The organism is Photobacterium jeanii (genome assembly GCF_001650345.1).
Lineage (GTDB): Bacteria > Pseudomonadota > Gammaproteobacteria > Enterobacterales > Vibrionaceae > Photobacterium > Photobacterium jeanii.
Genome location: NZ_LVHF01000025.1, coordinates 225,084 through 238,192, shown reverse-complemented (window position 1 = coordinate 238,192; position 13,109 = coordinate 225,084). Strand labels below are relative to the sequence as shown.

Here is a 13,109-nt window from a genome sequence, read left to right as displayed (position 1 = left end):
CACGCGCTAAACCATTTCAGCTCATGGGCAAACCCACACCATACGGCGTAAACCGCATGGTAAAAATTCATCTGCGCCAAGCGCAAGAAAGGCTGCAATTTTAACAAAAGCAGCCTTACATGACACTGACTTAACTGAGTAAGTCGCAAATTAGACCTATCTGAGTGGGTGTTTGTTCATTGTTGGTAACGAATTAATACACTTCACTGCAAATATGGTTATTTATTAGTCGGCAGTACGACGCGTAATAAACATTGCATCACCATAACTAAAGAAACGGTACTTCTCTTCTACCGCCACTTTGTATGCGTTCATCGTGTGCTCATAACCTGCAAATGCACTCACTAGCATGATCAAGGTCGATTCAGGTAGGTGGAAGTTAGTCACCAACGCATCGATCACTTGGAATTCGTAGCCACCTGGGTAAATAAAGATATCGGTATCACCAAAGAACGGCGCTAATGGTGTGCCTTTTTTCAGCGCATCTTGTGCTGCAGACTCAAGTGAACGTACTGATGTCGTCCCCACCGCAATCACGCGACCGCCATTGGCTTTGGTTTCGTTGATTGCATCTACCACCTCTTGAGTTACTTCAACGTACTCAGAGTGCATGTGGTGATCATTGATATCGTCAACACGAACTGGTTGGAACGTGCCCGCACCTACGTGCAAAGTCACAAACGCCAGGTTTACCCCTTTCGCTTTGATCGCTTCTAGTAAAGTCTCATCAAAGTGAAGACCTGCAGTTGGCGCAGCAACCGCACCCGGTTTTTCGTTATAAACCGTTTGGTAACGCTCTTTATCAGCATCTTCATCTGGACGATCAATATAAGGAGGTAGTGGCATGTGACCCACTTCTTCCAACACTTCCAGTACGGTTTTATCGCCAGTAAAGCGGATTTCAAACAAGGTATCGTGACGCGCAACCATTTCAGCTTGGTGCTCATCGCCATCACCAAGGAATAATACATTACCCGGTTTTGGTGACTTAGAAGCACGAACGTGAGCAAGAATGCTTTTATCATCTAGCATACGCTCTACAAGCACTTCGATTTTGCCGCCTGATTCTTTACGACCAAACACACGTGCAGGAATAACACGGGTATTGTTGAACACCAACAGATCACCCGGCTCTACCGCATCCAGCATATCTTTAAAGCCTTTATGCTGCAGCTCGCCAGTATTGCCAGTCAGTTGAAGCAAACGGCTAGCGGTACGCTCAGGTTGTGGGTAACGAGCAATCAGCTCATCAGGTAGGTCAAAATGGAAATCAGAAACTTGCATCTTATCGCGCCTCAAAAAACAGAGGCAGCTAGTATAGGCTGCCCTCCTGCAATATCAAGGAATGTTCGTGTAGATGCGATATTCGAAGCCGAAATCCACTCCGTTATAGGCTGTGTTACGAATAGAGGCGGCGACGCTTAAATAACGCCACCAGCACTAAGCTCACCATAGAGATATAACCCATCGCCCCACCACTACCGCCATCACTGGAAGGCGCGGTATCGTTGTTGGGTGCGACACCTTTGCCAGCGTCGCTGTAATCTCTCTCGAACGGATTAAAAGATAAGGTTGGCGTCGCCACTTTGGTCAAGCTGTTATTGGTCTGCTGATTAATCCAACTCACAAAGCCTTGAACTTCGGTATAAACACCGGGTAATGAGCTGGCACAACCATCACCAAAACTCACTAAGCCCACTAAACGCAAACCAAAGTCAGCATCACCAGCGCGTTGCGGGTCTTGCCACACTAACGGCCCACCTGAGTCACCAAAGCAACTATCGCGCACCACGGATGGTGAAGGGGTGATAGCACAAACAAAAATATCGGCTTCACTGTCATTCACACCCGAGCCCCATTGCGCACTACAAGTGTTATCAGGCACTCCAGTTAGCAAGGTTTGTTGTAAATTAGTGGCACTTGATGAGCCAGTCGCACTGGTACTGCCCCAGCCAGAAACCAACAGGTTCTCAGGGCTGGTGCCACCCGCATTGTAGCCATTACTGAATTCGCTATTGGCACGGCGCTGCTGGTCTGAGGTTGCAATCAGAATCGGCTTGGCATTCGCTGGCGCGGGCTGCGCCAACTTGAGGATCGCAATATCGTTAGAAAAACGTGAGGCATTGTAACTACTGTTTTGAAGCGCTGCGGTCACGCTAATGGCATTACTTGATGTGGTGCTAAAGATGCTGTTGATCCCCGCCCACACTTTAATATTGTCAGCACTCGCACGAGTACCGCCATTTTGCAAACAGTGCGCTGCGGTTAACACCACATCTTGCGCCACCAGCACCCCACCACAAACATAAGTACCATCATTGGGAAACGAAATGTTCAAGTAGACCTGCCAAGGAATTTCATCATTTTGCGTGGTGATACCACCAATAATTCGGGGAGAAACAGAAGGGGTCGATGCCAATAAAGGTAAACTGGTGAAGCACATCAGGAGTAACACTAAAAACCTAGCCATATCGCTACCTTTTGTGATTTACGCAATAATCCATCTGCATATTTATAGGATTAACAAATGCTAATTAAGCATATGGGTACATTGATTATATGACACATTTCCCAAATTGACCGAAGAATGCGCGATAGTGACAACTGCACAAATTGCATAAATTTCAAGACCTTTTTAGACCTTTATTCAGTGCTGGCGAAGTGGATCTCATCAGCAATGATTCAGCACACAATAGTGTGAAATTTTGACAATGGTCATAGGTAGTTAGTGGGATCTTCGCTACATTGAAATTACAGGGATTCGTTGTACCACTTTGATTAAGTAGTTGGTCAGACTGGTATTACTTTTACGTTACCTGCATAAGGGAGGCTGGTATGTTCACCGTCGCTGATATGATGACATCAAATCCATACGCACTAAGCCCGACACACACTCTGGCCGATGCGAAAGATTTAATGGAGCAACACGGTATTCGTCACGTACCTATCGTAGATGAAAACCGCCACTTACTCGGACTTGTCACTCAACGTGATGTGCTATCAGCACAAGAGTCGAGCTTAGAGCTAATCACCCAAAGCAACTTTATGTCGGCACTCGACATTCAACTTCACAAATGCATGAATCGCTCGCTGATGAGTGTGGATTGCCATGCGGGGTTGAAAGAAGCTGCACTCTACATGCAAAAACACAAAATTGGCTGCTTGCCTGTGGTCGAAGAAAAAGTCTTAGTTGGGATCATTACCGATAGCGACTTTGTTTCGATTGCTGTCACCTTGCTTGAAATCCAAGAGGAAGTAGAGCCAATGGAGAGCGATGCCTGATCATAAAGGCACTGCAAGAGAGACATAAAAAGCGTATACCATCACTGGCGGCATAAATGACTCAGAATGCGACTATGGTTGGTATAGAATTAACTATCTCACTTGTTTGAAATGGTTAGTGCAACGCTGTGAATTATCTCGCGCATTTAGATCTGGCACACTTATGCCAAAGCCACTTGGCAGGCAACCTGATGGCTGATTTTGTGCGCGGCGATCCGTATAAACAGCACCCCAAAGCAGTGGCTGATGGGATCAAACTTCATCGCTTTATCGACAGCTATGTCGATGCGATGCCTGAAGTCAAACAATGCCAAACCGTCTTTCGGCAAGAAACACGGCGTGTCAGCGGTATTGCCCTCGATATGGCATGGGATCACTTTCTCGCTCGTCACTGGCAACTGTATCACCAAGAACCCTTGGTCGATTTTGTGCGCCTAATTCAACCGCAAGTTCAAGCCTATCAGCACAACTTACCCGATGCTTATCGTTTGATGAGTGAGCGGATGTGGCAACAAGAGTGGCTATTGCAATACCAAGAAAAAACCACCCTCGAGCGCGCTTTAACACGTATGGCGGAGCGACGACCTCGTCTATACCAGCTGGCTAATACCCCACACGATATCTTTCAGCACTACGAGAGGCTTGAGCAAAGTTTCCATGTTATTTATCCGCAATTGCAACAAGCCGCTCAAGGCTTTCAGCCGCCACTGCAACCGATCCACAACGACAAGTAACGATCACCCACAATTAATAAAGCAAAAAAAAGGAGCACTAGGTGCTCCGCGATAACAAATGGATATAACAAACAAGGTTTTACTACTCAGGGTATTACTATTTACGTTTAACTCTGGGGGGGAGAGTGATGAAGCAGCCCTCGCCGCTTCATCGTGATCCAGTTGATCAGAATTGATCTTCCTCGGTTGAACCCGTCAGTGCTGTCACCGAAGAGTTACCACCTTGGATCGTGTTGGTCATCTTATCGAAGTAACCTGTACCTACCTCTTGTTGGTGCGCCACGAAGGTATAACCCTTCTCTGCCGCTTCAAACTCAGGGCGCTGCACTTTCTCAACATAGTGGCGCATACCTTCACCTTGAGCATAAGAATGTGCCAACTCAAACATGTTGAACCACATGTTATGGATACCCGCTAGAGTGATGAACTGGTATTTGTAACCCATATCCGACAGCTCTTGTTGGAACTTAGCAATAGTTTCGGCATCCAAGTTTTTCTCCCAGTTGAACGATGGTGAGCAGTTGTAAGCTAATAGCTGATCTGGGTACTGAGCATGAATCGCTTCTGCAAACTTACGCGCTTCTTCCAAACAAGGGGTGGCCGTTTCACACCAGATCAAATCTGCGTATGGCGCATAAGCCAAGCCACGAGAAATCGCCTGATCGATACCGGCTTTCACACGGTAGAAACCTTCAGCAGTACGTTCACCTTCAATGAAGTCACGATCGTATGGGTCACAGTCGGAAGTGAGCAAATCTGCCGCGTTAGCATCGGTACGCGCAATTACCAAGGTCGTCGTGCCAGCCACATCGGCAGCCAAACGTGCCGCTACCAGTTTTTGCACCGCTTCTTGGGTTGGAACAAGCACCTTACCGCCCATGTGACCACATTTTTTCACCGACGCGAGCTGATCTTCAAAGTGAACACCTGCCGCACCAGCATCAATCATGTTACGCATTAGTTCGTAAGCATTCAGTACCCCACCAAAACCGGCTTCGGCATCCGCCACAATCGGTAGGAAGTAATCGATACCCTCTTCAGGGTTACTGCCGTTTGACCATTGGATTTGATCGGCACGACGGAACGAGTTATTGATACGTTTCACCACCGCTGGCACCGAATCAACCGGATACAAAGATTGGTCTGGGTACATCGATGACGCGGTGTTGTTATCCGCAGCTACCTGCCAGCCTGATAGGTAAATCGCTTCAATACCTGCTTTGGCTTGTTGCACGGCTTGACCCCCCGTTAACGCCCCCAAACAATTGACATACCCTTTCTTCGCCGAGCCATTCACCAGCTCCCACAGTTTATCCGCACCGCGCTGAGCGATAGTATTTGCAGGTGCAAAAGAGCCACGGAGGTTGATGACTTCTTCTGCGCTGTAAGTACGTTTTACGTTTTTCCAACGTGGATTCTCTGCCCAATCTTTCTCTAATGCTTCGATTTGTTGTTGACGAGTCAGTGTCATGGTGATGTCCCTCGTGATTATTGGCGAAAATTAATATGCTGTTGTAATCGTTTGTAATTGCTTCCAGTTACTTTTGGTTATGGATAAAATTTGGCTCTAAGGCAAATATTCATAGCCAGGTAGTGTGAGGAAGTTCACCAACTCCTCACTGGTCGTGAGTCGTGCCATCAGCGTTGCTGCTTCTTGGTACTGACCCGAGTTAAAGCGCTCGCTGCCTAGCTCTTGCGCTAATACATCCATTTCTTCGGCAAGCATGGACTCAAAGAGCTCAGCGGTGACAACCTTGCCATTGCTAAGATCCTTGCCGTGTTTGATCCATTGCCAAATCGAAGCGCGCGAAATTTCAGCGGTGGCGGCATCTTCCATCAAGCCGTAAATCGGCACACAACCGTTACCCGAGATCCACGCTTCGATGTATTGCACCGCGACCCGAATATTGTGACGCATCCCTTCTTCTGTACGCTCTCCGTCACAAGGGGCTAGCAGCTCTTCGGCAGTAATAGGCGCATCGTCAGCCCGGCTAATATCGAGTTGATTACTGCGCTCACCTAACACTTGGTTAAACACTTCACACGCCGTATCGGCTAAACCAGGGTGTGCCACCCAAGTGCCGTCGTGACCATTGTTTGCTTCCAGCGACTTATCAGTTTGGATTTTGTTGAGTACCCAAGCATTTTGCTCTGGGTCTTTCGATGGGATAAAGGCAGCCATCCCGCCCATGGCAAACGCACCACGGCGGTGACAAGTACGCACTAATAAACGCGAGTAGGCGTTCAAGAACGGCTTCTCCATCGTCACTACTTGGCGGTCAGGCAAAATACGGTCTGGGTAATTTCGTAGGGTTTTGATATAGCTGAAGATGTAATCCCAACGTCCACAGTTCAAGCCCACAATGTGCTCTTGCAAGCTGTAGAGGATTTCATCCATCTCAAATACTGCCGGAAGGGTTTCAATCAGCACCGTCGCTTTAATTGTGCCGCGAGCTAACCCCATTTCATCTTCCGCGTAGCTAAACACATCGCTCCACCACGCTGCTTCTTGATGAGTCTGCAGTTTAGGCAGGTAAAAATAAGGACCGCTGCCTTTTTCTAACAGCTGCTTGTAGTTATGGAAGAAATACAGCGCAAAATCGAACAAGGCACCGGGAATAGGCTCACCTTGCCATAACAAATGCTTTTCAGGCAGGTGCAAGCCACGTACACGACAGATCAAAACCGCAGGATCATCCGCTAATGCATAGTGTTTGCCGTTATCGGGATTGGTATAACTAATGGTGCCGTTCACGGCATCACGCAAATTGCGCTGCCCAGCGACCACTTCATCCCACGCTGGCGAAAATGAATCTTCAAAATCCGCCATAAATACTTTTACATTAGCATTGAGTGCATTGATCACCATTTTGCGCTCGACAGGCCCAGTAATTTCAACGCGGCGATCTTGCAAATCGGCAGGGATGTTTTGAATTGTCCAATTATCTTCACGGATATTGGCGGTATCAGGTAAGAAGTCAGGTAATTTACCGTTATCGATCTCTTGCTGACGTGCTTCACGCGCTGTTAAAAGACTAGGAACGCGAGAGGCAAAACGCTCGACCAAGCGCTCCAAGAACGCCAAGGCATCATCACTGACGATCTCTTGCTGCTCAGGCGTGAGCACTTTTTGCAGTGAAAGTTTTACGTGATGAGAGGAATGGCTATTCTGAATCGACATGGCTTTCTCCTACAATTCCATTTGTAACTTTATCACCACTTTTATCAATGATGACCACAATAGGGTTTTCGGCAATCAAATTGATTAACGCCCTATTTACGTTGCAGTAACAAACAGAGAATTGCAAATTTATTGGTCAACCACCCTCACAACAAACAAACATCAAACATAATAAAATCAAAAAGTTAACCCCAATAGAGTTTTAACTCAAAACACTAAATTAAAACATTTTCTGGTCAAAAACTCGGTAATTGTCTCGCCTGTATCAAAATGCATTTTTTGCTAAAACTTACGTAATTAAATTACATATTTTGTGGCAAATTTTTAGAGCTCAAAAACCGTTTTAAACACCACTCAAAACTTAACCACCAACAAAGCGATTAAATTTTAAACACTTATCTATCATCTCTCGCATCAATTCATACGCTATGCGCATGACCCAATACTCACTAGGTTTCATTTATTTCTAACTCGAAACAGAAAATACCTACAAAAAGCAACAAATTACCGTCTTATACGAGTTAGTTGTCATGCTAAATTCTGAATTGGTTTTAGATAGATATGCTGAAATATTGATTGTTATCGCATCGCTATACAGAAAATCATAAAAAGAAGGGAATTTGCCGCCATTGAAAGGAAAAAAGTGAAGTGTGATAACGGCAAGATAGAATGGTGTTCAGATTTTTACGCAGGAAAAATAACGAAAACATGGGGGATTGGCGCTAATTGACAGCACAAGAAACAAAAAAGCAGCCATGCGTTATCGCAATAGCTGCTTTTGGTTAGGAAAGCGCAGTGCTTAAAACCGCCAAGGCTAAAGCAACCCTTCAACCACTTCCGCTAACTTATTAAACGTTTGCAGGCGGCTTGACGTTGGTCGCCATACCAGACCAATCTCACGGTACGCTTCTTGACCCGGCGGCTCTACCACAACTAGGTTTTGGTTATCGAGCAAACCATGATCAATCGCCATTTGAGGAATGAAGGTCATTCCCAAACCATTCGCGACCATCTGCACTAAGGTATGCAAACTGGTTGCGGTAAACGGGTTGATCTTCTCGCGCGTGGTTAACTGACACGCAGAAACCGCGTGATCCGTCAAACAGTGCTCTTTTTCTAACAAGAAAACCGATGCATCCGGCAATTCATCATAACAAATTGGTACCCGAACGGTGTTGGCTTGCTTAGTGCTCAATACCATTTTAAAGGCATCGCGACCAACAACCTTACTGTGCATGCCGTTGATTTCCATCGGCAGGGCTAGGATCAACACATCCATTTCACCATTACGGAGCGCAGTAAGTAGGTTTGCCGTGGTGTCTTCACGTAGCAGTAAATCCAGTTTCGGAAAGCGTAGATTCACTTCCTGTACCAAATCACACAATAAGAAAGGCGCGATGGTTGGGATACAGCCAATGCGTAACTGCCCTTCCATGCTGTCACCAACACAGTTTGAAAGTTCAAGCAGATCACGGGAGCTGGCGAGCATCTCTTTAGCGCGAGTCACAACCTCTTCACCCATAGAGGTGAAAACAAAGGATCGGTTATCACGTTCGATCAACTGACAACCTAATAACTCTTCAAGATTTTGAATACCAGAACTTAGTGTGGATTGGCTGACATAACACTGCTTAGCAGCTTCGCCAAAATGGCGGGTTTCAAACAAAGTAACTATATAGTTAAGTTGTTTAAGAGAAGGAAACTTCGTCATCGTATTTTTCGATTACATCAATCTATTTATTCCGCTTTTTTGAATCTACCAGTTTAGCTATAGTTTGTCTCGTCCAAACAGGGAGCCAAACGAAAGATTGGCACCAACACGAATTTTTTAGGAGCGCCAAAATGGTACTAGTAGGTCGTCAAGCACCAGATTTTACTGCTGCAGCTGTTCTAGGTAACGGCGAAATCGTTGAAAACTTCAACTTTGCAGAATTCACTAAAGGTAAAAAAGCGGTAGTTTTCTTCTACCCACTAGACTTCACTTTCGTATGTCCTTCTGAACTAATCGCTTTCGACAAGCGTTTCGAAGACTTCCAAGCGAAAGGCGTTGAAGTAATCGGTGTTTCTATCGATTCTCAGTTCTCTCACAACGCATGGCGCAACACTGCTATCGAAGATGGCGGCATCGGTCAAGTTAAGTACCCACTAATCGCTGACGTTAAGCACGAAATCTGTAAAGCTTACGACGTTGAGCACCCAGAAGCAGGCGTTGCTTTCCGTGGTTCTTTCCTAATCGATGAAGAAGGTACTGTACGTCACCAAGTAGTTAACGACCTACCACTAGGCCGTAACATCGACGAAATGCTACGCATGGTTGACGCACTAAACTTCCACCAGAAGAACGGTGAAGTTTGTCCAGCACAATGGGAAGAAGGTAAAGCAGGTATGGACGCATCTCCAAAAGGTGTTGCTGACTACCTATCTGAGCACACTTCTGACCTAGGTAAGTAATTACTTACCGTTAGCACCATGCTCACGGTGTTAACTCGGCAACGAACGCTATAGCGTAAAGCCAAAGTCAGCCAATAGGCAAAAATAGAATGAGGCCCGGACACACCGGGCCCTTTTTCGTTCTGGCCCCACAAAACATTTCTTCTGTTCAGCACCCATCTACGATTTGTAATAGACTCTACTGACTTCCAACCTTTAGCTGATAGAACGCTATGCAAATTGAAGTCTGTATCGACAATATCGAATCCCTTCACTGCGCCCAACAAGGCGGTGCAACCCGTATCGAACTGTGCTCGTCATTATCACTCGGTGGCTTAACCCCGAATGCTGGCTTGATGCAACTGGCCGCAAAACACAGTCTAATTCCAGTGTATGCCATGATCCGTCCGCGCCAAGGCGACTTCTTATTCTCAGATCAAGATGTTGAAATCATGCTGGCTGATATTCACGCCGCCAAACAAGCGAAGCTACACGGTGTGGTGATTGGTGCGTTGCAAGCCGATGGACATATTGACGGTGATATTTTAACTGCGCTCACCAAAGAAGCGGGCACACTAGGGGTAACCTACCACCGCGCCATTGACCAATGCGCAGACCCTTTTGCCGCGCTTGATGCCATTATGTATGCTGGATGTGAGCGAGTGCTAACTTCTGGTCTGGCTGCTAATGCCGAAGACGGTATTGCCATGCTCAAACAAATGGTCAACCACTGCGGCGATCGCCTTAGCATTATGGCGGGCGCTGGTGTCAACGCGAGCAATGCGCTCGATATCGTGACACAAACGGGCGTGCGCGAAATTCATCTGTCTGGCAAAACTACACGCCCAAGCCACATGGCGCACATTGCTGCTACTGCTCACATGGGCAACAGTGATGTTGATGATTTTGCTATTCCTGTGACTTCAGCTGAAAAAATCCAAGCGGTAGCACAACTGTTTAGTAACTAAACTAAACCATAACGCCAAGGAGGAGTTATGGATAGTGAATCAAACAGCACCAATACACTCAAAAAGAAAGATTATGAAGCCGAGCTCGAGCGGCTCCAAATCGAATTGGTCAAGCTGCAAGAGTGGATCAGACATACAGGGTTAAAAGTTGTGGTGCTGTTTGAAGGTCGTGACGCCGCAGGCAAAGGCGGCGTCATCAAGCGGATCACCGAAAAGCTCAACCCTCGTATTTGCCGCATCGTCGCCCTTCCCAAACCAACCGAAAAAGAAAAAACGCAGTGGTACTTCCAACGCTATGTCGCCCATTTACCCGCAGCTGGGGAAATGGTGCTATTTGATCGCAGTTGGTACAACCGTGCTGGGGTCGAAAAAGTCATGGGCTTTTGTAGCGAAGAAGAATACGAGGAGTTTTTACGCTCCTGTCCTGAATTTGAGCGCATGTTGCAACGTTCGGGGATCATCTTACTCAAATACTGGTTTTCAGTTTCAGACGAAGAGCAAGAACGCCGCTTCCTCGAACGGATCAACACCCCCATCAAACGCTGGAAGTTCAGCCCGATGGATCTTGAATCCCGCAATCGCTGGGCTGCCTACTCCGCAGCCAAAGATCGCATGTTTGCCTACACAGATACCAAACAATGCCCGTGGTGGGTTGTCGATGCCGATAGCAAGAAAAAAGCGCGTATCAACTGTATCTCACACCTGCTGTCACACATCCCCTATCAAGCCTTGGAATACCCAAGTATTGAGTTACCCGAAGTGAACAAAGAAGGCTATATTCGCTCACCGCTCGATCAACAAACCTTTGTCCCTGATAGATTCAATTCTAACAGTGACGATTAGCTTTACAGGTAAAGTGACGGCCAATCAGCCACCTTGTAAGCTACTAATCCACATACAAAAATGCCAGCACCTCAAGGTACTGGCATTAGTAATTTCAAACTGACGTCTAATACAAAATGATGCTTAGCGCAAAATATGCTCAAGCTCTTCTGGTGAGGTGTGGCGAACGTCTTTACCTTTTACAAAGTAAATAATGTACTCACAGATATTTTGGCAACGGTCACCCACCCGTTCAATCGAGCGTGCTGACCACATCACTTGCAACACGTTTGGAATCGAGCGTGGGTCTTCCATCATGTAAGTCATTAACTGACGAACCACAGCTTCATATTCACGGTCGATACGATCATCGACTTGGTACACTTCAATCGCCGCTTTAACATCCATGCGAGCAAAGGCATCCAGCACTTCGTGTAGCATTCGCACTGCGTGCTGCCCTAGCGCTTCAAGCGATACCAGTAAGTTGTACTGCTTATTGGTGAAATTCTCGAGCGCAACTTTGGCAATGCTTTCCGCCACGTCGCCAATACGCTCTAAATCGGTAATGGTTTTGATGATCGCAATCACCAGGCGTAAATCACTCGCCGTTGGCTGACGCTTTGCAATGATGCGAGTACAAGCTTCATCGATTGCCACTTCCATTGAGTTAACTTTGTGATCATCGCGGATCACGCGTTTCGCCAGCTCAACATCTTGTTTATGTAAGGCTTTTAAAGAATCAGCCAGTTGTTGCTCTACCAACCCACCCATGGCTAAAACATGGGTACGAATGCTTTCTAGCTCAGCATTGAATTGACCGGAAATATGACGGCCAAGGCTAATATTGTCTAACATGTGGTCTCCTTAACCGTAGCGTCCCGTAATGTAATCTTCGGTACTTTTTTCTTTAGGGGTAGTGAAAATATCGTTAGTGTTCGCGTATTCCACCAGCTCCCCCATATGCATGAAGGCCGTTTGATCCGACACCCGCGCCGCCTGCTGCATGTTATGGGTCACGATAATGACTGTGTATTTAGTTTTTAGCTCGTTGATCAGCTCTTCAATCGTCAGGGTTGAGATCGGGTCTAGCGCTGAGGTTGGCTCATCCAACAACAGTACTTCTGGCTCAATCGCAATCGCACGAGCAATCACCAACCGCTGTTGCTGACCACCCGATAAACCAAAGGCATTTTCGTGGAGACGATCTTTGACTTCATCCCACAGTGCTGCACCACGAAGTGAGTTTTCTACTGCATCATCGAGCATGCGGCGGTCTTTCACCCCTTGCAACCGCAAACCATAAATCACATTTTCATAAATGGATTTCGGGAACGGGTTCGGACGCTGAAACACCATCCCGACTCGACGACGCAACGACGCCACATCGATACGGTTATCATAAATATTATGGTTGTGGAGCATGATTTTGCCATCCACTTGGCACCCTTCAACCAAATCGTTCATTCGGTTGATACAGCGTAGCAAGGTCGATTTACCGCACCCCGACGGGCCGATAAATGAAGTCACCTGCCCTTTAGCAATGCGCATATTAATATTGAACAGCGCTTGGGTTTGACCGTAATGCAAATTGAGATTTTCAATCGACAACGCGGTTTGCTCTTCGGGTAACGAGGCCAAATCTACAGGCTCAAATAAACCAATGCTCGGGTTCACAGATAACATCTCTCTCTC

At 46.7% G+C, this 13,109-nt stretch carries 12 protein-coding genes; 5 read left to right on the top strand and 7 right to left on the bottom strand.

The window, feature by feature from the left end:
• Positions 1 to 225: 225 nt before the first annotated feature.
• Entirely contained in the window at positions 226 to 1,284 is a 1,059-nt protein-coding gene (queA, locus tag A3K86_RS11885) for a tRNA preQ1(34) S-adenosylmethionine ribosyltransferase-isomerase QueA (RefSeq protein WP_068331191.1), read from the bottom strand.
• 115 nt (positions 1,285 to 1,399) lie between these two features.
• Positions 1,400 to 2,470 carry a S1 family serine peptidase gene (locus A3K86_RS11880; protein ID WP_084406586.1) on the bottom strand — a complete coding sequence of 357 codons (1,071 nt, stop codon included), beginning with the start codon at positions 2,468 to 2,470 and terminating at the stop codon, positions 1,400 to 1,402.
• Positions 2,471 to 2,835: 365 nt separating this feature from the next.
• Here A3K86_RS11880 and A3K86_RS11875 point away from each other — a divergent pair, with 365 nt between their 5' ends.
• Together A3K86_RS11875 and A3K86_RS11870 are read left to right on the top strand one after the other, a co-directional pair.
• Complete coding sequence (locus A3K86_RS11875; RefSeq protein WP_068331188.1) at positions 2,836 to 3,282, top strand: CBS domain-containing protein; 447 nt, start codon at positions 2,836 to 2,838, stop codon at positions 3,280 to 3,282.
• Between the two features lie 128 nt (positions 3,283 to 3,410).
• Entirely contained in the window at positions 3,411 to 4,016 is a 606-nt protein-coding gene (locus tag A3K86_RS11870) for an acyl carrier protein phosphodiesterase (protein ID WP_068331186.1), read from the top strand.
• A 166-nt stretch (positions 4,017 to 4,182) separates the two neighbouring features.
• Here A3K86_RS11870 and aceA read toward each other — a convergent pair whose 3' ends face one another.
• The 3 genes from aceA to A3K86_RS11855 all read right to left on the bottom strand — a co-directional run bounded on the left by aceA (position 4,183) and on the right by A3K86_RS11855 (position 8,908).
• A complete protein-coding gene (gene aceA / locus A3K86_RS11865) occupies positions 4,183 to 5,487 on the bottom strand; it encodes an isocitrate lyase (RefSeq protein WP_068331184.1) in 1,305 nt (434 codons plus the stop codon).
• A gap of 96 nt (positions 5,488 to 5,583) precedes the next feature.
• The gene (aceB, locus tag A3K86_RS11860) at positions 5,584 to 7,197 is read right to left on the bottom strand and encodes a malate synthase A (RefSeq protein ID WP_068331182.1); all 1,614 of its coding nucleotides are present in this window, start codon (positions 7,195 to 7,197) and stop codon (positions 5,584 to 5,586) included.
• A gap of 814 nt (positions 7,198 to 8,011) precedes the next feature.
• Positions 8,012 to 8,908 carry a hydrogen peroxide-inducible genes activator gene (locus A3K86_RS11855; RefSeq protein ID WP_068331181.1) on the bottom strand — a complete coding sequence of 299 codons (897 nt, stop codon included), beginning with the start codon at positions 8,906 to 8,908 and terminating at the stop codon, positions 8,012 to 8,014.
• A 131-nt stretch (positions 8,909 to 9,039) separates the two neighbouring features.
• Here A3K86_RS11855 and A3K86_RS11850 point away from each other — a divergent pair, with 131 nt between their 5' ends.
• The 3 genes from A3K86_RS11850 to ppk2 all read left to right on the top strand — a co-directional run bounded on the left by A3K86_RS11850 (position 9,040) and on the right by ppk2 (position 11,438).
• Entirely contained in the window at positions 9,040 to 9,648 is a 609-nt protein-coding gene (locus A3K86_RS11850; protein WP_068331179.1) for a peroxiredoxin C, read from the top strand.
• Between the two features lie 212 nt (positions 9,649 to 9,860).
• Positions 9,861 to 10,595 (top strand): copper homeostasis protein CutC, encoded by a 735-nt coding sequence (locus tag A3K86_RS11845; RefSeq protein ID WP_068331177.1) that lies wholly within the window; start codon positions 9,861 to 9,863, stop codon positions 10,593 to 10,595.
• A 27-nt stretch (positions 10,596 to 10,622) separates the two neighbouring features.
• Complete coding sequence (gene ppk2, locus A3K86_RS11840) at positions 10,623 to 11,438, top strand: polyphosphate kinase 2 (RefSeq protein ID WP_068331174.1); 816 nt, start codon at positions 10,623 to 10,625, stop codon at positions 11,436 to 11,438.
• 123 nt (positions 11,439 to 11,561) lie between these two features.
• On the opposite strand, the gene phoU is transcribed toward ppk2, so the two are convergent.
• The gene (gene phoU / locus A3K86_RS11835; RefSeq protein ID WP_068331172.1) at positions 11,562 to 12,272 is read right to left on the bottom strand and encodes a phosphate signaling complex protein PhoU; all 711 of its coding nucleotides are present in this window, start codon (positions 12,270 to 12,272) and stop codon (positions 11,562 to 11,564) included.
• 9 nt (positions 12,273 to 12,281) lie between these two features.
• Positions 12,282 to 13,100, bottom strand: a complete 819-nt coding sequence (gene pstB, locus A3K86_RS11830) for a phosphate ABC transporter ATP-binding protein PstB (protein ID WP_068331170.1) — start codon at positions 13,098 to 13,100, stop codon at positions 12,282 to 12,284.
• Positions 13,101 to 13,109 lie beyond the last annotated feature (9 nt).

Bases quoted from the DNA above. Each gene is read 5' to 3' on its own strand.
- queA (WP_068331191.1), bottom strand. From the start codon at position 1,284: ATGCAAGTTTCTGATTTCCATTTTGACCTACCTGATGAGCTGATTGCT.
- A3K86_RS11880 (WP_084406586.1), bottom strand. From the start codon at position 2,470: ATGGCTAGGTTTTTAGTGTTACTCCTGATGTGCTTCACCAGTTTACCT.
- A3K86_RS11875 (WP_068331188.1), top strand. From the start codon at position 2,836: ATGTTCACCGTCGCTGATATGATGACATCAAATCCATACGCACTAAGC.
- aceA (WP_068331184.1), bottom strand. From the start codon at position 5,487: ATGACACTGACTCGTCAACAACAAATCGAAGCATTAGAGAAAGATTGG.
- aceB (WP_068331182.1), bottom strand. From the start codon at position 7,197: ATGTCGATTCAGAATAGCCATTCCTCTCATCACGTAAAACTTTCACTG.
- A3K86_RS11855 (WP_068331181.1), bottom strand. From the start codon at position 8,908: ATGACGAAGTTTCCTTCTCTTAAACAACTTAACTATATAGTTACTTTG.
- A3K86_RS11850 (WP_068331179.1), top strand. From the start codon at position 9,040: ATGGTACTAGTAGGTCGTCAAGCACCAGATTTTACTGCTGCAGCTGTT.
- A3K86_RS11845 (WP_068331177.1), top strand. From the start codon at position 9,861: ATGCAAATTGAAGTCTGTATCGACAATATCGAATCCCTTCACTGCGCC.
- ppk2 (WP_068331174.1), top strand. From the start codon at position 10,623: ATGGATAGTGAATCAAACAGCACCAATACACTCAAAAAGAAAGATTAT.
- phoU (WP_068331172.1), bottom strand. From the start codon at position 12,272: ATGTTAGACAATATTAGCCTTGGCCGTCATATTTCCGGTCAATTCAAT.
- pstB (WP_068331170.1), bottom strand. From the start codon at position 13,100: ATGTTATCTGTGAACCCGAGCATTGGTTTATTTGAGCCTGTAGATTTG.